The 23229-nt window shown below is 68.9% G+C and carries 18 protein-coding genes; 10 read left to right on the plus strand and 8 right to left on the minus strand.

Features of this window, described 5'->3' with window-relative positions; genetic code table 11:
* Positions 1-2: 2 nt before the first annotated feature.
* The 9 genes from KF796_20860 to KF796_20900 all read left to right on the plus strand — a co-directional run bounded on the left by KF796_20860 (position 3) and on the right by KF796_20900 (position 8802).
* Positions 3-734, plus strand: coding sequence for a C40 family peptidase (locus KF796_20860; protein ID MBX3589089.1), 732 nt, complete (start codon positions 3-5; stop codon positions 732-734).
* The gene (locus KF796_20865; GenBank protein ID MBX3589090.1) at positions 731-1426 is read left to right on the plus strand and encodes a tail assembly protein; all 696 of its coding nucleotides are present in this window, start codon (positions 731-733) and stop codon (positions 1424-1426) included. Before KF796_20860 ends, KF796_20865 begins: the two co-directional genes overlap by 4 nt.
* Positions 1423-4965, plus strand: a complete 3543-nt coding sequence (locus KF796_20870) for a host specificity protein J (protein MBX3589091.1) — start codon at positions 1423-1425, stop codon at positions 4963-4965. The genes KF796_20865 and KF796_20870 overlap by 4 nt, the downstream gene beginning before the upstream one ends.
* The gene (locus KF796_20875; protein MBX3589092.1) at positions 4962-5171 is read left to right on the plus strand and encodes a hypothetical protein; all 210 of its coding nucleotides are present in this window, start codon (positions 4962-4964) and stop codon (positions 5169-5171) included. Before KF796_20870 ends, KF796_20875 begins: the two co-directional genes overlap by 4 nt.
* Before the next feature lie 185 nt (positions 5172-5356).
* A complete protein-coding gene (locus tag KF796_20880; protein MBX3589093.1) occupies positions 5357-5551 on the plus strand; it encodes a Com family DNA-binding transcriptional regulator in 195 nt (64 codons plus the stop codon).
* Entirely contained in the window at positions 5514-5675 is a 162-nt protein-coding gene (locus KF796_20885) for a hypothetical protein (GenBank protein MBX3589094.1), read from the plus strand. The genes KF796_20880 and KF796_20885 overlap by 38 nt, the downstream gene beginning before the upstream one ends.
* Positions 5672-6793 carry an ABC transporter ATP-binding protein gene (locus KF796_20890; GenBank protein ID MBX3589095.1) on the plus strand — a complete coding sequence of 374 codons (1122 nt, stop codon included), beginning with the start codon at positions 5672-5674 and terminating at the stop codon, positions 6791-6793. Before KF796_20885 ends, KF796_20890 begins: the two co-directional genes overlap by 4 nt.
* Positions 6790-7395, plus strand: a complete 606-nt coding sequence (locus tag KF796_20895; protein ID MBX3589096.1) for a methionyl-tRNA formyltransferase — start codon at positions 6790-6792, stop codon at positions 7393-7395. The genes KF796_20890 and KF796_20895 overlap by 4 nt, the downstream gene beginning before the upstream one ends.
* Before the next feature lie 135 nt (positions 7396-7530).
* Positions 7531-8802: a ferrous iron transporter B gene (locus KF796_20900; GenBank protein MBX3589097.1), complete on the plus strand. Its 1272-nt coding sequence runs from the start codon at positions 7531-7533 to the stop codon at positions 8800-8802.
* A 30-nt stretch (positions 8803-8832) separates the two neighbouring features.
* On the opposite strand, the gene KF796_20905 is transcribed toward KF796_20900, so the two are convergent.
* The 3 genes from KF796_20905 to KF796_20915 all read right to left on the minus strand — a co-directional run bounded on the left by KF796_20905 (position 8833) and on the right by KF796_20915 (position 14958).
* Positions 8833-9210, minus strand: coding sequence for a response regulator (locus KF796_20905; protein ID MBX3589098.1), 378 nt, complete (start codon positions 9208-9210; stop codon positions 8833-8835).
* Between the two features lie 57 nt (positions 9211-9267).
* Positions 9268-13194, minus strand: coding sequence for a PAS domain-containing protein (locus KF796_20910; GenBank protein MBX3589099.1), 3927 nt, complete (start codon positions 13192-13194; stop codon positions 9268-9270).
* 129 nt (positions 13195-13323) lie between these two features.
* Positions 13324-14958, minus strand: a complete 1635-nt coding sequence (locus KF796_20915; protein MBX3589100.1) for an iron ABC transporter permease — start codon at positions 14956-14958, stop codon at positions 13324-13326.
* 68 nt (positions 14959-15026) lie between these two features.
* Between KF796_20915 and KF796_20920 the strand changes: the two genes are divergently transcribed.
* Positions 15027-16097 carry an ABC transporter ATP-binding protein gene (locus tag KF796_20920; protein MBX3589101.1) on the plus strand — a complete coding sequence of 357 codons (1071 nt, stop codon included), beginning with the start codon at positions 15027-15029 and terminating at the stop codon, positions 16095-16097.
* A gap of 73 nt (positions 16098-16170) precedes the next feature.
* On the opposite strand, the gene KF796_20925 is transcribed toward KF796_20920, so the two are convergent.
* Genes KF796_20925 through KF796_20945 form a run of 5 tightly spaced genes read right to left on the minus strand, consistent with a single transcriptional unit; the run spans position 16171 to position 23213 of the window.
* Positions 16171-17634 (minus strand): TolC family protein, encoded by a 1464-nt coding sequence (locus KF796_20925; GenBank protein MBX3589102.1) that lies wholly within the window; start codon positions 17632-17634, stop codon positions 16171-16173.
* Between the two features lie 3 nt (positions 17635-17637).
* The gene (locus KF796_20930; GenBank protein ID MBX3589103.1) at positions 17638-18987 is read right to left on the minus strand and encodes an HlyD family type I secretion periplasmic adaptor subunit; all 1350 of its coding nucleotides are present in this window, start codon (positions 18985-18987) and stop codon (positions 17638-17640) included.
* The gene (locus tag KF796_20935; protein ID MBX3589104.1) at positions 18984-20753 is read right to left on the minus strand and encodes a type I secretion system permease/ATPase; all 1770 of its coding nucleotides are present in this window, start codon (positions 20751-20753) and stop codon (positions 18984-18986) included. The genes KF796_20930 and KF796_20935 overlap by 4 nt, the downstream gene beginning before the upstream one ends.
* A 15-nt stretch (positions 20754-20768) precedes the next feature.
* Positions 20769-21512 (minus strand): hypothetical protein, encoded by a 744-nt coding sequence (locus KF796_20940; GenBank protein ID MBX3589105.1) that lies wholly within the window; start codon positions 21510-21512, stop codon positions 20769-20771.
* Between the two features lie 24 nt (positions 21513-21536).
* A complete protein-coding gene (locus tag KF796_20945) occupies positions 21537-23213 on the minus strand; it encodes a hypothetical protein (protein MBX3589106.1) in 1677 nt (558 codons plus the stop codon).
* Positions 23214-23229 lie beyond the last annotated feature (16 nt).

Consider the following 23229-nt stretch of genomic DNA (forward strand, 5'->3'; position numbering starts at 1 on the left):
ACATGATTGATATTTCAGATGCATGGGTCGCCGACCTGGCCGCCCACGCCGAGGCCTGCTACCCGGCCGAGTGCTGCGGCCTGGTGGTTCGCTCAGGTGACCAGGTGGCTTACCGCCCTTGCGCCAACGTGGCGCAGCGCGGGCAGTCGGAGTTCGAGATCGACCCGCGCGATTGGGCGGCGGCAGAGGACTCGGGCGAAATCCTCGCCGTCTGTCACAGCCACCCCGACGAATCGGCCAACCCGAGCATGGCGGATCGCGTGATGTGCGAGCGCTCGGGCCTGCCCTGGATCATCATCGGCTGGCCGAGCCAGGTGGTGAAGCGCGCAGACCCCACCGGGTGGTCCGCGCCCCTGGTGGGCCGCGAGTTTCACCACGGCGTGCTGGACTGCTACACGTTGATCCAGGACTACTACCGCACAGAGCTGGGCCTGACGCTGCCGGACTTCGCGCGCGTAGACGGCTGGTGGGAGCGGGGCCAGAACCTGTACCGCGAGAACTTTGCGGCGGCGGGCTTCACCGAAGTGAACGACTTGCCCCAGGTGCATGACGTCATCCTGATGCAGGTGCGCTCGGACGTGGAGAACCACGCCGCCGTCGTTCTGGCCGGCGGCCAGATCCTGCACCATCTGCACGGCCGTCTCAGCTGCAGGGACGTTTACGGCGGATATTGGCAGCGCGTGACCCGCACCGTGCTGCGGCACAACAGCCTGCTGGCAGGGGCGGCGGCATGACGGCCGCAGTCTTGCGCGAAGTGCGCCTCTATGGGGAGCTGGGCCGCCGCTTCGGGCGCGTGCACCGGCTGGCCATCTCAACGCCGCACGAGGCCGTGCGCGCGCTCAGCGCTACCGTGCGCGGCTTCGCCGACTACCTGTTTGAGCACAACCTGCCGGGCTTTCGCGTGTTCGTTGACCGCGCGGGCCGCACGCTCGAGCAGCTGCACGAGCCCTTCGGGCGCATGGAAGTCGTGAAGATCGTGCCTGTGATCGCGGGCCGAAAGAGCGGCGCCTTCCAGCTCATTCTGGCCGGGGTGCTGCTGTTTTTCGGAGCGCCGATGCTTGGCGGCCTGATCAGCAGCACCTCGCTCGGCGGCGCCGTGGCGTCCGTCGGCATGTCCATTGGCAAGGCGCTGATCCTGGGCGGCGTGCTGCAGCTGCTCAGCCCGCAGCGGCGCGGTGCGGATCTGGCCACGAACGTGGAGAACGCGCCCAGCTATGCATTTGACGGCCCGGTGAACCAGACCCAGCAGGGCCTGCCCGTGCCGCTGGTGTACGGGCGCATCATCACCGGCGGCGCGCCGATCTCCAGCGGCCTGCTGGCCGAGGAACCTGTGCCGGCGGCGGGCGAGGCGGCCACAGAGCAGGAGCTGCCGCCTGAGCAGCCCGCCTATTGGTGGCAATACGACGAAGCGGCGGCCGGGCCATGACGCAGGACACGATCCGCGGGGCAAAAGGCAAAGGCGGCGGCCGCGCGCCAGTGGAGGAACAGGATTCCCTGCGGTCCACCCAGTACGCCGAGATTCTCGACCTGGTCAGCGAGGGCGAGGTTCAGGGCCTGGTCAACGGCCTGAAGTCGGTCTATCTGGACAAGGTGCCCATTGAAAACCCAGACGGCTCGCGCAACTTTGAGGGCGTCGAGTTCGCATGGACCAACGGCACGCAGGGGCAGGCGGCGCTGCCCGGCTTCCCCAGCATCCAGAACGAAGTGGCCGTGGGCCTGATCGTCGCCCCTGACACGCCGGTGGTGCGCAGCATCACGAATGGCGCGGTGGATACGGTGCGTGTCACCGTCGGGATTCCCCAGCTGACTTTCCAGAACCCAGAGAACGGCGACCTCGTGGGCACCGAGGTGGAATTCGCCATCGACGTGCAAAGCAACGGCGGCGGCTTTGTCGAGAAGTACAGGACCAAGATCACCGGCAAGACCGTGAGCCGCTACCAGCGCGCCGTGCGCCTGGCGTTGAGTGGCCCGCCGCCGTGGGATGTCCGGGTGCGGCGGGTGAGCCCGCCGGCATCGGGCAGCAATCAGCAAAACGCCATCTGGTTCGACTCCTACACCGAGATCCAGAGCCTGAAGCTGCGCTATCCCAACAGCGTTGTGCACGGCCTGCGCATCAGCGCGCAGCAGTTCAGCCGGGTGCCGCAGCGCGCCTATGACATGCTGGGCATCCGCGTTCAGGTGCCCGTCAACTACAACGCCTACACGCGGGACTACTCGGGCACCTGGAACGGCACTTTCAAGACCTCGTGGACCAACAACCCGGCGTGGATTCTGTATGACCTGATCACCAACGCGCGCTACGGCATGGGCGACTATGTCGACCCCGCCTTCCACGACAAGTGGAAGCTCTACGAGATCGCCCAGTATTGCGACGAGCTGGTGCCGGACGGCCGGGGCGGGCAGGAGCCGCGCTTCACATGCAACCTGGTGCTGGCCAACCGGGTCGAGGCCTTCCGCGCGCTGCAGGATCTGGCGGCCGTGTTCCGCGGGATGATCTTCTGGGCGGCGTCCGCGGTGCAGTTCTCGCAGGATGCGCCTGCGGACGCACAAATGCAGTTCGCCCCTGCCAACGTGGTCGACGGCGTTTTCACCTACAGCAGCACCAGCTTGAAGCAGCGCCACAGCGTCGCGCTGGTGTACTGGAACAACCCGGCCGACTTCTATTCGCGCGTTCCCGAGTTGAGCGTTGACGATGAATTGGTCTCGCGCATTGGCCTGCGCGAGCTCGAGCTGAGCCCGCTGGGCGTGACGTCGCGTGGCCAGGCGGCGCGCATTGGCCGCTGGGCGCTTTACAGCGAACAAAGCGAGTCCGAGACCGTGGCTTTTTCCACGGGGCTGGAAGGCGGCGGCGTGCGGCTTGGAGATGTGTTTCAGATCGCTGACCCCAGTGAGTCCGGCGAGCGGATCGGCGGGCGCGTGGCGTCCGGTACCGCCTCGGCTGTGACATTGGACGCGCCGGTCGCCTTGGAGCCCGGCCTGACCTACCTGCTGACGCTGATGGTGCCCGATCCGTCGGGCCAGGGGACCTATCTGACCGAGCAGCGGGCGGTCACCAACGCGGCCGGCACCGCGTCGGTGATCAATGTCTCGCCGCCTTTTTCCGAGGCGCCGCCGGCACAGACGATCTGGACGCTGGCCTCAGACGCGCTTTACCCGACCACGTGGCGCTGCATCAGCATTCGCCCCAACGGCAAGACCTACGACGTGGTGGGCGTGGCGCACAACCCCGAGAAGTACCTGGCTGTTGAGCAGGGCCTGGTGCTCGAGCGGCGGCCCACGTCACGACTGGGGGCCGTCTCGCCGGCCCCAACCGACCTGACGTTCGCAGAGACGGTCTACGATGACCGCGGGGCCTACCGCAGCCGCTTGACCATCGCGTGGTCGCCGACCCGCGGCAACGGCAGCAATCAGCGGTTCAGAGTGACCTGGTCATGGGAGCACGGCCCGCTGGAGTCGCGGGACACGACTGATCAGACTCTGGACCTCGACGGGCTTGCCCCCGGCCTGGTCGAGGTCACGGTTCGCGCGGTGAATGCCGTGGGCACGCTGTCTCCGCCGCTGCGCGGCAGCTTCAACATCCTGGGCCGCAGCACCGCCGCGCCTTTCGACGTTTTCAACGTCAGCGCGGCCACCGACGGCACGCGCGTGCTGACGTTCGGGTACACAACCTCGCCCGTTCCCAAGGACTGGCGCGGCGCTGAGGTGCGCTATGTCGCCGGCACCGTCGGCTCGCCGGACTGGGACACCATGACGCCCCTGCACGCGGCGGGCACCTGGTTCTCGGTCTCGCCGGTCAACATAGGTGAGCCTGCTGGCGCGGGCACCTTCACATTCGCGGCGCGCTCACGTGACGCCGTCGGGCTGTCGGCGGCAGCGCTATGCACGGTGACCCTGCCGGCCACGGGCCGCATCTTTTCCCTTGACCTCACGCCCGCGCCCACGCCAACCGGATTCGGGGTTGTCGCTTCGCTGAACAACGTGTGGGTCACTCATGACACGCCCACCTACGCTCAAGGCCACGGCCACAAAGAGACGGTGCTGTACGGCTACCAATACCCGGGCGGGCCGTTGCCGGTCTTCAACCAGGCCGTCGAGGTAATGCGTTTCACGGGCAACACGGGCATCTTCCCGGTCGCCCCGGGGGACACTTGGCGCTTCTGGATCAAGTGGGTGAGTCAGGACGGCGGGCTGAGCGCGGTGCCGGCCGGCGGCACCAACGGCCTGCAGGTCACCGCGGGCCAGCTCGGCGGGCAGAATCTGGCGCCGCTCAGCGTGCTGGCGGCGAACCTTGCGCTCGCGGCGGTCGACCTCGGGAGCCCCACCGTGACCGGCACGATCACTGACCCGGTGAGGTTCGGCGCGGCGGCCATCGGCTACACGGTCACTCAATACCTTTTGGCGACGTCCGGGGTTATGGGCAACCTGCTGGTGGACAACGCGCAGATTGTGAATCTGCACGCCAGCAAGCTCTTCGCCGGCACCGTCACAACAGACAAGCTGGTGGTCGGGGCCGCAACGGCCGCCGCCAACGGCCAGGCCATCGGCGCCGTCAATCCGGGGTTTGCCGGCATCTCGAGCGGCTTTCTCGGCTTCACGCCGGCGGTAAGCCTGACGTCAACGGGCGCGCCAGTCTCGGTGGACGTCACGGGGACGGTCGACGCCATTGCCGAAAACGCGGCTATCGCCTACTGGCAGTACACCATGTACCTGGTCGTTGACGGGGTCCGGCAGTCCACGATATGGGCGAACGGCTACATGCCGGCGTTTGCCGGCGGGGGCTATCCGCGCCGCGGGTTCCAGCCAGCGGCCATTGTTTTTCGACACCAGCCGTCGGCCGGCCTGCACAACTACGCGGTCGACGTGTACATCGAGGCCAGAGACGCGACCGGCGCGGCTGTGTCGTTCGGGGCGTATGGGCAGGTCGGCTGGTACGGCCACGGCCTTGTGATGGAGAACAAGGTATGAAGTACACCGTCTATGACCAGGTCTCGGGCCGCATCACGCGCTGGGGCGACTGCGAGGCAGCGGACATTGATCACCAGGCCGGCAGCGGGCAAAGCGTGATTGCCGGCGTGCACGCAAGCCCGGCCGACAGCAAAGTCGTTGACGGCGCCGTCGTCGACATGAGCGAGAGCGAGCGCGCCGACTATGCCGCTCAGCGCGCCGGGTAGTAAAGCGCTTTAGGTTGATGCCCGGGCGGCAATGCGGAATGATCGCCCGGCCAAAGAAAAAAAAGACAGGGCGAGTGCCCACGGTGCGCTAACACCTTGAACACCCGCCTCAGCCGTGCTTGCACACGGCATCAGCCGAAGACCCTGCCACCTGTACAGGCCGGGGCATTATGGACGATGCCGAGATGGACGAAATTCGATGCGGCCGCTGCAGCAAGAAGCTGGCGGCCGGTGAGTATGTGAAGCTGCAGATCAAGTGCCCGCGTTGCGGCGCGCTCAATGAGTTTTTGAGGGTCGAGAGCCCCACCCCCGCGCGCCTCGAGCGCCAAGGCAAGGATGCCCATGACGACGGCGAAGCTCGACCCCAAGGCCCCCGGTAAAAACGGGTTCAAATACAAACAGCAGTACGGCATCGTTGTCATCTGCGACGACGAAAGGCGCCAGGCACAAACCTACGAGCGTTTGCGCAAGCTGGGCCTCAAGCTCAAGGTAGTCGCAGTATGAAGATCGACGTTCACCACACCTGCGCCGACGCCGGCAGCTACCGGGCGGCTCGCGTCAAAAGCCTTTTCAACGTCGAAAGCGGCGCCGAGTTCCGCCTGCAGGCAGAACTGCCGCTCGAGGCCAGGCCCTGGGCCATTGGCATCGTGGTCGGCCCATCCGGGTCGGGCAAAACGTCCGTCGGCAGGGCCGTCTTTGGCCCCAAGGCCATGTGGGCCCCGCGTTGGCCCAGCGGCGCCCCCGTGATTGACGCCATTGCCCCCGCTGGCCCCTTCGACGCGGTGCCGGCGGCGCTGTCGGCCGTTGGGCTGGGCAGCGTGCCGGCATGGCTGCGCCCCTACCGGGTTCTGAGCCAGGGCGAGCAGTTCCGGGCGAGCCTGGCCAGGCTGGTCTGCGAGGCCCCCAAGCGGGCCGTGGTTGACGAGTTCACCAGCGTGGTCGACCGGCAGATCGCCCAGGTCGGCGCGCTGGCCTTCGGCAAGGCCTGGCGCCGCACCGGCGGGCAGTGCGTGCTGCTGAGCTGCCACTACGACGTGCTCGACTGGCTGCAGCCGGACTGGGTGTTTGACACGGCCACCGGCCGCTTTTCATGGGGGTCACTTTGGCGTCGACCTCAGATCGAGCTTGCCATCGAGCAAACCGACGGTGCCTGGTGGCCGCTTTTCGAGCCGCATCACTATTTGAAGCTGCCGCGGATGGTCGGCGCGAGCTACTACGTGGGCCTGGTCAACGGCCTGCCGGTGGCCCATTTGGCGGTCAGCACCCGCCCCGGCCTGATCGAGGCCCGGGCCTGCCGCTTGGTGGTCATGCCCGAATGGCAGGGCGCCGGCGTGGGCATGCGCTTTCTCAACGCCGTGTGCGCCGCGTGGCTGGCCGGCCGGAACCGGTACGCCAAGCCCATGCGCTCCCTGTTCCATACCAGTCACCCTGGTCTGGCCGCCGCATTGCGGCGCGACCCGGATTGGACGCAAGTTTCCGGCTTTCTGGTGGGGTCAAGCCGCGCCAGGTGCGCCGCGTCAATCCTCCGCTCTGGCGCCAAGCTCGGCTTCAGCGGCGGCGGGGGCTACGGCGGCCACTTCCGGGCGGTCCAGGGGTTCCGCTATCTGGGGGGCGCAGCGTGAGGGTGATGATCGTCGGCCAGAAGTACTTCGGCGCCGAGGTGCTGCAGCTCTGCCTGGCGCGCGGCGACGACGTGGCCGCCGTCAGCGCGCCCAGGGCGGATGACCGGCTGGCCGCCCTGGCTGAGGACAGCGGAGTGCCGCTGTGCCAGGTGGGGCGCAGATTGGATGCGTCTTGGGTGCCTGACGAGCTCGACCTGATCATCTGTGCCCACGCTCACGTTTTCATCGCGCCTGAGGCCCGTAAAAGGGCGCGGTGGGGCGCTTTGGGCTACCACCCCAGCCTGTTGCCGCGCCACCGAGGCAGAGACGCCATCGTCTGGGCCCTGCACATGGGCGATCAGGTCACCGGGGGCACGGCGTACTGGCTGGACGACGGGGCTGACACGGGCCCGATAGCCGCTCAGGGCTGGTGCTGGGTACGGCCGGGAGACACGGCTGCGGATCTGTGGCGGCGGGATCTGGCCCCGATGGGCCTGCGGCTCATAGGCCAGGTGCTGGCTCAACTCGACGCCGGCATCGTGCCGTCGACCCCGCAGCCCGCCGAGCTGGCCACCTGGGAGCCGGCGTTCAACCCCGTGAAGCTGTCCGACCGCCCGGCTTAAGACCTACACTTCGTTGGTGGAAAATTACTTTCCGTCAGCGAAAACCCGAGCGGAGGGCATTTATCTCAGAAGTTCGCCGCATTTTTCGCGCGCGGCATCACCTCGGACCTCGCGGATCACGAAGTGGTCCGGCAGATGCTGGTGCGCCTGGGGCTGGATGCGGTGGAACCCCACCTGGCCTCCGACCGCATGGACCAGGTGCTGCTGCATCCGGTGGCCGGGCCGCTGGTGCTGGTGCTGGTGCTGTTCCTGATGTTCCAGGCGGTGTTTGCCTGGTCGGCCGTGCCCATGGACGCCATCTCGGCCGCCATCGCATGGCTGGGCGACGCTGTGCCCGGGCTGCTGCCCGAAGGCCTGTTGCGCAGCTTCCTCGTCGATGGCCTGATTGCCGGCGTGGGCGGCGTGCTGATTTTCCTGCCGCAGATCCTGGTCCTGTTCTTCTTCATCCTTGTGCTCGAGGAGTCAGGCTACCTGCCCCGCGCGGCCTTCCTGCTGGACCGCATCATGGGCGGCGTGGGCCTGTCGGGGCGCTCGTTCATCCCGCTGCTGTCCAGTTTTGCCTGCGCCATTCCGGGCATCATGGCCACCCGCACGATTGCCAACACCCGGGACCGGCTGGTGACCATCATGATCGCGCCGCTCATGACCTGCTCGGCGCGCCTGCCGGTCTATGCCCTGTTGATTGGCGCCTTCATCCCGCGGCGCGAGATGGGCTGGGGGCTGGAACTGCAGGGGCTGGTGCTGCTGGGGCTCTACCTTGCCGGCATCGTGGGGTCGCTCGCCGTGGCGTGGGCCCTGAAGCGCTTCACGCGGTCGGGCCGGCAGGTGCGCTCGCTGATGATGGAACTGCCCGCCTACCACTGGCCGCGCCCGCGCAACATTGCGCTGGGGCTGTGGCAGCGGGCGCAGATCTTCCTGCGCCGGGTCGGGGGGATCATCCTGGTCCTCACCATCGCGCTGTGGTTCCTGGCCAGCTTTCCCACACCACCTGAAGGCGCATCGGGCGCGGCCATTCACTACAGCCTGGCCGGCATGGCGGGCAAGGCCCTCGCGGTGCTGTTCGAGCCGATTGGCTTCAACTGGCAGATCAGCATCGCGCTGGTGCCCGGGCTCGCCGCGCGCGAGGTGGCGGTGAGCGCGCTCAGCACGGTGTACGCGCTCTCGGCTTCCGCCGGCAACGAGGCGCAGACCCTGGGCCCGCTGATTGCCCAAAGCTGGAGCCTGGCCACCGCGCTCTCGCTGCTGGCCTGGTATGTTTTTGCGCCGCAGTGCCTGTCCACGCTGGCCACGGTGAAGCGTGAAACCGGCAGCTGGAAATGGCCGCTGGTGATGGCGGGCTACCTGTTCGCGCTGGCCTATGCGGCCTCGTACATCACCTACCAGCTGACGCTGTGGCTGTCGCGCTGAGCCCGGCGCAAGCACGCCTGGCGGCGGCGGTCAGGGCGCGCGCGCCAGCTCGTCGATGCGCTGGAGCAATTCCGCCAGCGGGGCCCGCTTGGCCACGCCCGGCCTGCCACCGACCTCGCCGTCAAGGTCGCGCGCCTCTTCCGGCGACACCAGCGAGGTGAGGTAAAGCACCGGAATGAAGGCCGTGTCGGGGTGCCCGGTCAAGGCCACGGCCACATCGCCACCGCTCATCTCCGGCATGTCGATGTCGCACAGGATCAGGTCCGGCTGCTCACGGGCGGCCATGGCCACGGCCTCCTGTGGCCGTGTGGTGCTGATCAGGTCGTAGTACTTGGCGAGCTTGACCACGAGGTAGGACACCACGGCCTCATCGTCGTCCACCAGCAGGATTTTCTTCTTGCGATTCATGATGCTTGCTCCTCGCGCCGCACGCTCAGCTTGCGAAGCAGAATAGCATAGGGAAGTTCAGGCACCGGGGGATTCGGTGGCGTCCATCCTCGTGCGGACCTGGTCCAGATGGGCCTGCAGGACGCCTACGCGCACGCCCAGTTCCGCCAGCCCGTCGACGCCGCTTCGCCGTTCGATCTCGCGGCTGCTGCCCGCGGCCCACTGGAACCCGTACAGCGCCAGACTGCCCGCCAGCTTGTGGGCCAGGCCGCGGGCCGCTTCACGATCGCCCCGCTGCAGCGCCCGCGCCAGGTCAGCGCACAGGGCGCGGCGGGAGGCCAGGAAACCCTCGATCAGCGGCCACAAGCCGGCATCGACCGGCACCACATCATCGGGCCCGGCAATCCGTGGCTGCGCTGGATCAGGCGGCATGCTGACGGGCGCCACATGTCCCACCCGCGCCAGCAGGGCCTGGTGGATGGTCTCGCGCGACACCGGCTTGGTCAGGTAGCGGTCAAAGCCCGAGGCCAGGCAGCGCTGCTGTGTCGCCTCGTCATCGTGCGACGACAGCGCCACGATCATGCAGCGCGGGCGCTGAAGACGCTGTTCGTGGCTTCGCAGCAGGGTCACCGCCTCAAGCCCGCCCATCACCGGCATGTCCAGGTCCATGAAGATCAGGTCGGGCCACTGGCGCTGCGCCATGTCCAGCGCCATGCGGCCATTGATCGCGGTGTCCACCGTGAACGGCGGCGTGGGCAAAAAGCGCCTGACGATCAGCAGGTTGTATTCATCATCGTCCACCAGCAGGACCCGCAGCGCCGGCAGGTCGGCCAGCGACAGCGGCGGCGCGGCGCGCCGCTCGGCGGCATGCCGCGTGGCCGCGGGTGCCGTGCCCGAAGGCGCGGCGCGCAGCCGGATGCTGAGCGTGGTCCCGCCCGTCTGCGAGGTCTGCATGGCAATGCTTCCCTCCTGGACCCGGGCCATGAGCCAGGCTGAGTAGGTGCCCAGGCCGGTCCCGCTGGCCTTGCCGGCGGTGGCGTATTTGCCAAAGAAGTTGTCGCGCACGGACTCGGGCACCGCCCCCTGGTTGTGGATCTGCAGCGTCACCTGCGCCGGCGCGTCGGCCGGCGCGATCGTGATGACGACCTCGCCGCCTTCGGGCGAGGCCTCCAGCGCGTTCTTGACGAGGTTGGCCAGCAGTGAATAGCACAGCAGCTCTTCGGCCCAGGCCGGTGGTGTCCGGGGATCGGCCTGGACCCGCAGGCTCACGCCCTTGGACGCGGCGTGGCTGCGCAGGTCCGCCAGCACCTTGTCGAGCAGGCCCGGCAGGTCCACCGCGTCGGGCCGGAAGATGTAGCTGCCGTTCTCCATCTTGTACAGGTCCAGCGACAGGTTCACCATGCTCAGGATGCGGTAGCCGGCGCGCTCGACCACGCCCAGCAAGGCGTCCTCGTCGGCGCTCAGCTCACGCTCCTCGCGCAGCAGGCGGGGCACCGCGATGATGCTGTTCAGCGGCGTCTTGAGGTCGTGGCGGCTGATGCGCTCCACCTCTTCGCGCAGCCGCACGTTCTCCTTGAGCGCTTCCTCCTGTTCACGGAACTGCGTGACGTCGTAGTACGAGGTGATGAAGCGCAGCGTGCGCCCCTGCTCATCGACCAGCGAGATGCCCTCGGCATGGATCCAGATGTAGCTGCCATCCGTGCGGCGCAACCGGTAGGACATCGGCCGGCCCGGCTCCTGTTCGCCCGGCTGGTTCTTGCGCCGGATCATGGCGCGGAACTCGTCGCGCGCACGGTCCTTGTCATCGGGATGCATCATTTCGAAGATGCTGGGCCAGCGCGATGTGTCGGCATCGGCCGGGTAACCCAGCATGGTCTTGAACCGGTCCGAGTAGGTGACCACATCGCGCGCCGTATCCCAGTCGCCAAAGCCCGCGCGCGTGGAGCGCACCAGCAGGCGCAGGCGTTCGCGTTCCACGGCCAGCGCCTGCTCGGTGGCGTATTTCTCGGTGATGTCGAGGCTGGCCACCAGCACCCCGATCTGCAGGCCCTCGGCATCGACCATCACCGTTCGCGTCTGCATGTAGCGGCGCCCGCGGAAGTCGTACTCCTGCGGCTCGCTCACGTGGCCCGGGCCGCGCAGCAGGGCCTGCTGGTCCAGCGCCAGCGTGGACTCGGCGGCGCGGCCGGCCATGTCGCGCAGCGAGGTTCCCACCACCTCCTCGCGCCGGGCCCCCACGTATTTCTCCCAGGTGCGGTTCACCAGCAGGTGGCGCCCTTCGGCGTCGCGCAGCGCCAGGCCGATCGGGACCGAGTCAAACAGGTCGTTGATGAACTTGACCCGGTTGGACAGGTCGATCTCCTGGCGCTTGCGCTCGGAAATGTCGATGAACGAGCAGATGAAGCGCAGCGTCCTGCCGTCGGAGCCACACAGCGCAATGCCCTCGGCATGAACCCACACCAGCTCGCCGTCCTTGCGGCGCAGGCGGTACTCCAGCGCCTGGTGCGACCGCACCGCGTCACGCACCGACCGGTCGCGCAGCTGCGCGGCAAACAGGTCCTGCACCAGCTTGCGGTCTTCGGCATGCAGCATCTGGTCAAACGGCGGCATCGCCTCCTGCTGCGCGTGCGGCGGGTAGCCCAGCATTTCCCGGAAGCGCTCTGAGTACGCCACCACGCCCGTGACCGCATTCCAGTCGAGCAGCCCGGCACGCGTCGACCGGACCAGCAGGTCGGCGCGCTCGCGTTGCTCGATCGCGCGCAGCTCTTCGGAGGACAGGGCCTGGGCAAAACGCCGCGCCAGCAGCACGCCCGGCGCCAGCACGAACACCACCATGCCCCACGGCGCCAGGCCCTGGGACCGCAGGTGCGCGAGGTTCAGCGTGTCGTGCGCAATGGCGCCGGCCAGCGCCAGCAGCCCGCCCAGCAGCAGCACGGCGCCGCGGTCGCCCGCGTACGCGGCCCGCCCCAGCACGTAGATCATGTACGTTCCGGCCACCGCCGAGCCCAGCTGCAGCAGTGGTACCGACAGCGCGAACAGCGGCAGCGGCACCAGCAGCAGCACTGCGACCGACCCCAGTCCCCAGAGGGCCACGGCGCGGACCCCGATGGCGCTGAAGCGGTGCGGATACACCGTCTGCAGGAACAGCATGAGCAGCGTGACGTTCATGTACAGGCTCAGGAACACCAGCTTGAAATACAGCGACCAGCCCAGCGGCGCCATCAGCGGCTGCAGGACGCGCTCACCCGTCATCCCGACATACAGCGCGAACGACAGGCAGAACAGGCCGAAATACAGCGGGCTGCTGTCGTTGCGCCGCTTCAGGAAGAACAGCAGCGGCAGCAGGCTCATGACCGCCAGGCAGCCGAGCGCAAACAGGTCGCGCGCCAGGCCCCGCTCGCGCAGCGCGTGCATCTGCTGGCGGGTGCCGAGCGCGATGCTGCGGATCAGCCCGCCGCGGCGCAGGTCGAAGTTGGAGACCTGGACCACGATGTCCAGCGGGCAGGCCGCACCGTCCAGCGCCGCGATCTGCTGCAGCGGCTCGGGCTGGGCCTGCGCCGCGGTGGCGCCGGGCTGGCCTTGGTGCGCCACGGCGCGGCCGTTCACAAAGTAGCGCGCGGCGCTGTGCTGCAGCGGCAGCGACAGCGCCAGGTCGCTGGCCGGCTCGCAGAGCACCCGCAGCCGGTAGCTGCCATGCCCGGTCGCGCCGGCCGGCGCATCGCCCACGGGGGTGTCATTCCACGGCCCCGGCACGTCCACCGGCACGGCGCGCGGGTCGGGCGTCTGGGCGGCCGCGCCCGGCGCGTCAAAGGCCTGCCACCGCAGGCTCCACTCACCGTCCAGCGCCACCCGGCCATCGCGCGCGATGTCCCAGCCGCGCAAGTCCATGACGCCGCCCACCGCGCGCGGCGCCTCGCGCGCGCTGCCACAGCCCGCCGCGAAGAGCAGACCCAGCGTGGCCACCAGGCACGCCAGCATGCGCATCAGGGAGCAGGCCGCGGACATGGGGCAAGGATACAGGGGCGTGCGGCGGCCCCACCACGGGCTGCGCGGGCCATGGCCGGCCCCGACCCTTCAATGCCACCCGTTTCAAGCAAAAAGAGGCTGGAGTCCAGAGCGGGCGGCCACTGTTCGCTATGAATTCGATAGCGAATCAATGTTCCCGGCGCGCAGCGTGCGGCTCAGGAAGATCACGGGCACCAGTCCCACCAGCACCAGCGCCAGCGACGGCAGCGCGGCCTCGCCCAGCCGCTCGTCGCGCGCCAGCTGGTAGGCCACCACCGCCAGCGTGTCAGTGTTGAAGGGCCGCAGCACCATGGTCGCGGGCAGCTCCTTCATCACATCCACAAACACCAGCAGCGCCGCCGCCGCGGTGGAGCGCCGCAGCAGCGGCCAGTGCACCCGCGCCAGCAGGCCCCAGCCCGAGGCGCCCAGCAGGCGCGCCGAATCGTCAAAGCTCCCGGGAATGCGCGCATAGCCGCTTTGCACCGACTGCAGCGCCACCGCGCAAAAGCGAACCAGGTAGGCCCAGACGATGCCCAGCACGGTGGCGGTAACCCAGTAGCCCACGCCGGCCCCTGGCACGGCCTGCTGCAGCCAGCCCACGGGCAGCAGCAGGCCCACCACGATCACGGCGCCGGGCACCGCGTAGCCCAGCCCGGCCAGGTGCACCACGCCGCGCGTCAGGGCGTCGGGCGAACGGCGCAGGCCAAAGGCCAGCGCCAGCGCCAGCGCCACGGCCAGCGCCGCGCTGATGGCGCCAAGCCGCAGGCTGTTGAAGGTCCACTGCACAAAGCGGTCCCAGGGCAGCACCGACCAGTCGGCCACCAGCGGACGCAGCATGAACAGCACCGGCAGCACAAAGCCCATGAGCACCGGCAGCGTGCAGACCCCCCAGGCCAGTGCCAGGCCGCGCCCGCGCAGGGGCACGGGCTGGGCTTCGGCCGAGCCCGCGCGGGCCCCGCGCCCGGTGGTGAAGCGCATGCGCCGCTGCGCCCGCTGCTCCAGCTGCAGCAGCGCCGCCACCACCAGCAGCAGCACCGTGGCCAGCTGCGCCGCCGCGATGCGGTTGTCCATGGACAGCCAGGCCTTGTAGATGCCGGCGGTGAAGGTCTGGATGCCGAAGTAGCTGGCCACGCCAAAGTCGGCCAGCGTTTCCATCAGGGCCAGGGCCACGCCGGCGGCGATGGCCGGGCGCGCCAGCGGCAGCGCCACCCGGCGGATGCGCCGCGACAGCGGGGCACCCAGCAGCCGAGCGGCCTCCATCAGGTGGGCGGCGCGCTCGCCCAGCGCGGCGCGGGTCAGCAGGTAGACATAGGGGTACAGCGCAAAGATGAAGACCCAGGCCGCGCCGCCCACGCTGCGGATCTCGGGCAGCACCCGACCCTGCAGGCCAAAGCCGGCCCGCAGCCAGCTTTGCAACGGCCCGCTGAACTGCAGGAAGTCGGTGTAGCCATAGGCCACCACGTAGGCCGGCATGGCCAGCGGCAACAGCAGCGCCCACTCAAAGGTGCGCCGGCCCGGAAACTCGAACAGCGTCACGGCCGCCGCCGTGCCCGCCCCCACCAGCGCCACGCCCAGCGCCACCATCAGGCACAGGCGCAGCGAGGTCCAGGTGTAGTCGGGCAGCACGGTGCGGGACATCTCGCGCAGGATCTGCACGCTCTGCGCGTCCCACTGCAGCCATGAGGCGAAGACCGCGAGCACCGGCAAGGTGAGCACGGCGGCCAGGGCCAGCAGCAGCAGGGATTGAAGCCGGTTGGCAAACATGGCGGGCGGGAGGCGGCGTTGAAGCCGGGTTGATGCAAATGAGAATTGTAAGCATCTACAATCCTTCAATGTACCTGGAGCTCTCCCATCTGCGCGTCCACTACGCGGGCCGGCCCCGCCCCGCGGTGGACGGCGTCTCGTTCGGCCTGCAGGCGGGCGACATCGGCGTGCTGATCGGTCCCTCGGGCTGCGGCAAGACCACGCTGCTGCGCGCGGTGGCCGGACTGGAGCCCGTGGTGGGCGGCGAAATCCGGCTGTCCGGCGAGGTGGTGGGCAGCGCGGCCCGCAGCCTGCCACCGGAGCACCGCCGCATCGGCATGGTGTTCCAGGACTACGCCCTGTTCCCGCACCTGGATGTGGGGCACAACGTGGGCTTTGGCATTGAGCACCTGTCCCGCGCCGAGCGCGCCGCGCGCGTGGCCGAGGTGCTGGCCCTGGTCGGGCTGGACGGCAGCCAGCGCCACTTTGCCCATGAGCTTTCGGGCGGCCAGCAACAGCGCGTGGCGCTGGCCCGGGCGCTGGCCCCGCGCCCGCAACTGCTGCTGCTGGATGAGCCGTTCTCCAATCTCGATGTGGACCTGCGCGAGCGGCTTGCGCACGAGGTGCGCGGCATCCTCAAGGCCGCGCAGGCCACGGCCCTGTTCGTCACCCACGACCAGCTCGAGGCCTTCGCCATCGGCGATGTGATCGGCGTCATGCATGAAGGCCTGCTGCACCAGTGGGACGATGCCTACACCCTGTACCACCGGCCGGCCACGCGCTTCGTGGCTGACTTCATTGGCCATGGCGTGTTCACGCCCGCGACCCTGCGCGAGGCCAACCAGCAGGTGGTGGTGCACACCGCGCTGGGCGACCTGAGCGACGTGGCCGAATGCCCGCTGCCTGGGGCTTTTGCGGGCGGCGAATGCGATGTGCTGCTGCGCGCCGACGACATCGTGCACGACGACGGCGCGCCCGTGAAGGCCGAGATCCTGCGCAAGGCGTTTCGCGGCTCGGAGTTCCTCTACACGCTGCGCCTGAAAACCGGCGAGACCGTGCTGGCCCATGTGCCCAGCCACCATGACCACCGCATCGGCGAATGGATCGGCATCCGCGCCGAAGTGGACCACGTGGTCACTTTCCCCCGCGTTCAGGACTGAAAAGGCCTGGAGTCCAGGACGGGCGGCCACTCCTTGCTATTGAAACAGGAGCAAAGCCCGGCCAGGCCGGCCTTCACCGGGCGGCTGACTGCACCCGGCTCGCCTGCTGTGCCATCAGCGGCGTGGGCCTGAGGTTCAGGCCGCCAGACAGCACGCCAGCAGGCGGGCTCGATGCCCGAACCACGGCCACCGGCTCGACCAGCCAGCGGTCCAGCGGGGCCAGGCTCAGCCAGGGGGCGTCGCCCGACAGCGTGTGCAGCTTCAGCTGGGCCGCCAGCATCTGCAGCCGCGCCGTGGTCTGCTCGGCGCGGGCGGTTTCCAGCTGGGCCTGCGCGTCCGCGATGTCCAGCGCGCTCAGGGTTCCGCGGGCCGTGCCCAGGCGCGCCGCCTCCAGTGTCTGGCGGGCATTGCGCACCACCACCTGATGGGCCTTCAGCCGCCGGTCGGCCTGCGCCACCAGTTCGTATTCATGCGCCACCGCCTCGTCGAGCTCGCGCTGCGCGCCCTCCAGCAGCGCCTGGGCGCGTTCGTGCTGGGCCACCGCCTGACGGATGCCGGCGTCATGGCGGCCGCCCGCATACAGCTGCACCGACAACTGCAGGCCGAGCGAGGTATTGAAATAGGTGTTGTTGACCGATGAGTAGCTGTCGCTGGTGCTCTTGGAGCGGCCCGCCACGAGGTCCAGGGTGGGCAGGGCCTCGGCCCGGGCGCGTTCAATGCCCTCGCGCGCGACACGCACGGCGGCCTGCGCCGCCAGCACGTCCGGCGAGCGTTCACGGGCCTGCGCCTGCCAGGTCGCCAGCGGACCCGGCCCCCCGGGCAGCCACACGAAGTCCTGTTCCGCGGGCCCCAGCAGGCGCTGCACCGGCTGCCCCACCATGCGCTCCAGCCGGCGCACGGCTTCGGCGCGGTGGGCCTCGGCCTGCAGCACGCGCAGGCTGGCCAGCTCGGCCTTGGCCTGGCGGGCATCGCGGTCAGCCGCGCTGCCCAGGCCCAGCGGTTCGGCACGGCGGGCGGCGGCAACCAGGCCCAGCAGCGCCTCGTGCTGGGCCCGTTCGGCCACCACGTCGGCCTGGGCCCGAAGCACCTCCAGGTAGGCCACCGCCAGGTCCATCGCCAGGCGCCCGCGCTCTCCGTCCAGCAAGGCGGCCTGGCGCGTGTTCTCGGCGTCGGCCTGGCGCAGGCGGGCCCGGCTTTCAGGCCGGTACAGCGGCTGGCGCACGGTAACGCTGGCGCCCCCCGAGTAATAGTCCAGGTGGGGCTGGCCTCGACCGTTGAAACTGGAGTCCAGTGAATTGCGGGTGCGCGCCACGTTCAGGCCCAGCTCGGGCAGCAGCCGCGAACGCGCCAGCGCCACCCCTTCGCTTTCGGCGCGGAAAGCGGCTTCGGCGGAACGAAAGCGGGCCTCATGGCGCATGGCCAGTTCCAGCGCCGCGGCCGGTGAAAGCGCATCGCCGGCGCCGGCCGGCGCCTGCTGGGCGCGCGCCGAGCACAACACCATGGAACAGGCTACGGCAAACGCACAGCGAAGCAGCATCGGTCAGGCCTCCTTGAGGGATTCAGCGAAACGCTTGAGCAACGGCCGCAACAGGTAGTTGAGCACGCTGCGCTCGCCGGTCTTGACCACCACCTCGGCCGGCATGCCCGGTTGCAGCGAACGCCCGGCCAGCTTGGCCAGGCCCTCAGGCGTGACCTCGACCCGCGCGAGGTAGTAGGACATGCGGGTGTTCGGGTCCACCAGGCTGCTGGCCGAGACGGTCACGACCCGGCCCTTGAGCACCAGCTGCGGCAGATTGACAAAGGCCTGCAGGTGGATGTCGGCCTCGCTGCCGGGACGGATGCGGTCAATCAGCTGGGGGGCGATCTCGGCGTCCAGCACGAGCCGGGCCGAGTCGGGCACGATCTCCATGAGCCGCACGCCGGGCGTCACCACGCTGCCCACATTGACGCCAGCCAGCCCGACCACCGCGCCGTCGACGGGCGCGCGGATCACGGTGCGGTCCTGGCCTTCGGTGGCGCTCTTCATGCGCTCCGCCTGGCTGCCAATGTCGCGCCGGGCATCGGCCAGCAGCGACTCGACCTCGCGGCGGTATTCCTGGCGGCGCTGCTGCTGGCGCTGGCTCACCTCCGACAGCGACTCCTGCAGCCGCGCCTGGTTGCCCACCAGCTCGGCCACGCCGGACTGCACATCGGCCGCCTGGCGCTCCAGCTCGCTTTGCCGCGTCATCGGGCTGTACCCGTCTGCCACCATCTGGCGCACGCCGTTGAGCTCGCGCTCGATCAGCGCCTGCTGGCGGCGACGCGCGACCAGGGACTGCTGGACCCCCGCGACACTGGCCTGCAGGGCGCCGCGCTGGTGCCCCAGCGCCGCCAGTTCACTGGACAGGGCCCGCCGCCGCGTGGCAAACAGCTCTTCCTGCAACGCCATCTGCTGGCGCGCCAGCGGCTGGTCCTTGAGGGCCAGCAGTTCGGCCGGGAATTTCACGCGCGAGGCATCGCCCTGCTCCGCCACGAGGCGCGCCTCGAGGGCCTTGAGCGACACCCAGTGGACCTTGACCTCGTCCAGCCCCGCGCGCGTGGCCACATCGGCCAGCCGAAGCAGCACGTCCCCACGGGCCACCCTCTGGCCCTCGTGAACGGTGAGTTCCGTCACCACGCCGCCGGTCGGGTGCTGGATCTGGGTGCTGCGGTTCTCCACCACGATGGTGGCCGGCGCCGGAACCCCTTCGTCCAGCGGCACCAGGGTGGCAAACAGCAGGAACCCGCCAAAGCCCAGCAGCAGGATCCACCAGCCCACGCGGATTGCGCGCGCCACGTCCGTGGGCGCGGGGTCGGGTTCCCTCCAGCCGGGCAGCGCGGTGGCCAGTGCGTCGATGCGACCTTCGCTCATGCCGCGGCCCCTTCCTGCGCCGCGGTGGCGATCGGCTGGCGGGCAGCTTCGCCCCCGAGCTTGAGAATCTGCTGGCGCGGCCCATAGGCCGCGACCACCCCTTCGTTGAGCACCAGCAGGTTGTCGGCCACGGTGAGCACGGCCAGCCGGTGCGTGATCAGCACCACCGTGCGCCCCTTCTGCTTGAGCGCCTGCACGGCCTGCAGCAAGGCGGCCTCACCGGCATCGTCCAGATTCGCATTGGGTTCATCGAGCACCACCAGTGCAGGGTCGCCGTACAGCGCGCGGGCCAGGGCAATGCGCTGGCGCTGGCCGCCCGACAGGGTGCTGCCTCCCGCGCCCAGCTCGGTCTCATAGCCCGAGGGCAGGCGCAGCACCATCTCGTGCACACCGGCCGCCTGGGCCGCTTGCACGATCTTTTGCGCATCAGGGGGCCCGAACCGGGCGATATTCTCGGCCACCGTGCCTTCCATCAGCGCCACGTCCTGGGGCAGGTAGCCGATGTGGGGGCCCAGTTCAGCCTTGTCCCAGGTGAAAACATCGGCGCCATCCAGCCGGATGCTCCCGCCCGCGGCAGGCCAGACGCCCACCATGACCCGGGCCAGCGTGGATTTGCCCGAGGCGCTCGGGCCGACGATGCCCAGGATTTCGCCCGGCCGCGCCACGAAGCCCACGCCGCGCAAGACCAGACCCGGATGGCCCGGCGGTGCCGCCAGCACGCCTTCGGCCTGCAGCAGGCCCTTGGGCGCAGGCAGCGACAAGGCTTGCGCGGCGACAGGCTGGGCGGCCAGCAGGTCGCCCAGGCGATCCCAGGCACCGCGCGCCGACACCACCAGCTTCCACGAGCCAATCACCTGGTCCACCGGACCCAGCGCCTTGCCCATGAGAATCGAGGCCGCGATCATCGTGCCCGGCGTCGCCGTTCCCTGAATGACCAGATAGGCGCCGGTGCCCAGAATGACCGACTGCATGGCCACCCGGAAGTTCTTGCTGGTTGCCGACAGCACGGTGGCGCGGTCGGAGGCCCGCGACTGCTCGGCCAGCATGCGGTTGTGCCGGGCCAGCCAGCGCTGGCGGATGCCCGCCAGCATGCCCATGGCCTCCATCACCTCGGCATTGCGCAGCTGGTTGCCGGCAAAACCGTTGGCCTGCATGGAGGACAGCTGGGCCTGGGACAGCAGCGGCTCCGTGAGCCGCGACGTGATGAACGCCAGCGCCACCGACACCACCAGACCGGCCACGGACACCAGGCCCAGCAGGGGGTGCAACAGAAAGCAGGCGAACAGGTAGATGGGCACCCAGGGCAGGTCGAAGTACCCGATGGCCGGACCGGTGAGAAACTGGCGCACGTTGGCAAAGTCCGCCAGTGCCTGCACGGGATTGCCGCGGCCCTGGCTGAGCAGCTGGCCAAAATTCGCATCGAAGACCCGGGCCTGGGATTCTTGGTCCAGCCGGTTGCCCAGCCGGATCAGCACATGCCCGCGCACCCATTCCAGCGCCGCGAGCAGCGCGATCAACCCCAGTGCAATCCCGCTGATGGCCCACAGCGTTCCGAGGTTGCGGCTCACCAGTACCCGGTCATAAATCTGCAGCATGTACAGCGAGGGCACCAGTCCCAGCAGATTGATGACCAGCGAGAACACGCCCGCCACCACAAACACGGACCGGTAGGTGGCCAGCACCCGGCCCAGTTCGGTGCGCGAGTCGCCGTCGGCGGGCTGGGGTCGGCCGCCGCTCGCAGCGCGGCCCATGGCAGACGGGCGCATCCGCAGCCTCAGGCGCTAGCGGGTCGCCTGAAAGGCGCTGGCGCCTGACAGGTTCCCGGTCGCAAAGGCCGCCGACAGGACAGTCCGCGCCTCGTTCAGGGTCGCAATACCCGAGAACTGCACGGCCGAGGAACCGGTGCAGCTCTCGTTCAGGGTCAGGTCAAAAACGGCCACGCCGCCCGTGTGCGGCAACACGCTGCCGGTGTAGGTGCAACCCGTGTTGGTGCTGCCCGTGATCGCCCCGGTGGCGGCCACATTCAGGGACAGCACCACCGCGCCGCCGCTGAAGCTCGCGCGCCAGGCGCCGCTGATATCCGCCAGGTTGGCCGCCGTCTCGTACGCCTTGTTGTAGACCAGCGTGTAGGCCGGCGCCGCGCCAGACGCGGCCACCGACAGGGTGCCCTTGGGCACCACGGTTCCCGTGATGCTGTAGCTGCTGGTCGCGCCGGTGGCCAGGGCAAAGCTGCGGCCCGTCACCGCGAAGGTGGGCGTGGTCACCGTCGCGGTCCCCACCACCAGCGCGGTGGTGGCGGTCCCGGTTTGCACCACGGTCCAGACTGGTCCCTGGGCCAGAAAGACGGCGGACACGGTGGTCTGCGCATCAGGCTTGCCCGACCAGAAGCCCTGGGTGGCCTCCGCAGGTGTCGAGGAACCCGGAGGAGGCGTGGTCCCGCCACTGCCGCCGCCACCGCCGCACGCGGCCAGGACCGACAGGACCAGCCAAACCATCAACGCACGGATCGAGACCAAGGGGTTCATTTTCATTCCAATCATTCAAATCACTCAGAACCAGAAGCCGCCACCCTGACCCACGGGGTCGGGCGCATGGCCCACAAGGCTGACCGGAACGTGTCCCACAAGTCCCGTGCTCGCGATGACGCCATTGGCAATGCCGTCGGTATCGAATTGTCCACCGTCGGTGATGGAGAAATCGATTCTTGTCTTCGATCCCACGGTCTCCACGGCCGTGGCCACATTGGTCCAGTTGCCCGCAGCATCCTGCAGCCAGTACCCATTGGCCTGGATGCCACTGTCCACGAACACACTGAAGGTCTCCACGGTGCCGGGGCCACCGACATCGGCGCTGAACTTCAGGGTCCCGTTCAACGCGAGGCTGACGGATGTATTGGCTGGCACCGTGCCCACCTGAAAACCGGAAATCACGGCACGGTTTGCGTCCGTGGTGTCGATCATGCCCCTGAGCGAGTCAGCCACCAGCGTGACGTAGCTCGCGCCGTTGCCCCCCGCTCCGGGCACCAGCGCCGAGGTCACGCCGAACTGGTACTCGTCCAGGATGCCATCGCCATTGCCATCACCGACCAGACCTCCGGGGTGCACGGCGGGCGCCCGCGACTCCACGGCACCTGGCACGCCGTCGTTGTCAGCGATGATCGGCGACGCGGATGAAACGACATGTTCGACCGTCCCCCGGCCATCGGTGTAGCTGACCATCAGCGAGATATGGGCGCCCACGTCATCAACGCCCAGCACGTGACTCGAGCCGGTGGCGCCGGCGAGTGGCGTGCCATCGCGCAGCCACTGGAAGCTGAACGTGCCCAGGCCATCGGGGTCCGTCATCTGCTGCGTATCCGCGCTCAGGGTGTCTCCCATCATGGGCGCCTCACCGGCAGCACCTCCAAAGGCAATCCGCAGCCCGCCGCCGGGAACATTGGGGACCGGAGCGGGCGCCGGTGTATTGTTGACCACCGTCATGGCACCAAAGCTGGCGGCATCATTTCCCAGGACGTCCTGGATGGCGTTCAGGTCGTTTCCACCCGTGGGGTCGGTGTAGGCCACCGAGACCGCCTGCCCGACCGTCACCGCCGTTGCAAGGGTCAGCGTCACGGTCTTGGCGGCTCCATCGACCACCACGCCGGTGACAGCATTGCTCGCCCCCGCTGAGACCACGGCAAAAGCACCTGGGGCCGCCACGTTGGCTGCATCCAGGGCGCTGGCGTCCGTATACGAGAGGACGAGGGTGCCACCATTGACCGCGGCAGAAGTCACCACGGGGCCCACGGCATCGATGACGATAGCCTTGTTGGCGCCCAGCGAGTTGGCCGCGCCCGGGGTTGCCAGGGTCAAGGTGCCAGCGTTGCCGGCCGCATCCTTGATGGTGCCACCGTTCAGCGCCAGCGCCGTGGTGCTCTGGTAGTCCAGGTCAGCACTCGTGTCCCCCGCCTGCACCGTGTAGGTGAAGGTCAGGGTGCTGGTGCCCGATCCGCTGGCGTAGTTGACCACCTGGTCGGTGGTGCCGGTCTCCAGCGTCAGCTGCGGCGTGCCGGTCACCGTCACGGCTTCGCTGAAGTTGACCTGCACGCTGACCACGTCACCCACCTTGTACGTGCCGTTGGCCGTGCTGGACGTGACCGAGGTCACCGTCGGCGCGGTGGTGTCAATCACGATGGCCTTGTTGGCCCCCAGTGAGTTGGCAGCGCCGGGCGTGGCCAGCGTGAGCACGCCAGCGTTGCCGGCC

The organism is Ramlibacter sp. (genome assembly GCA_019635435.1).
GTDB lineage: Bacteria > Pseudomonadota > Gammaproteobacteria > Burkholderiales > Burkholderiaceae_C > JAHBZM01.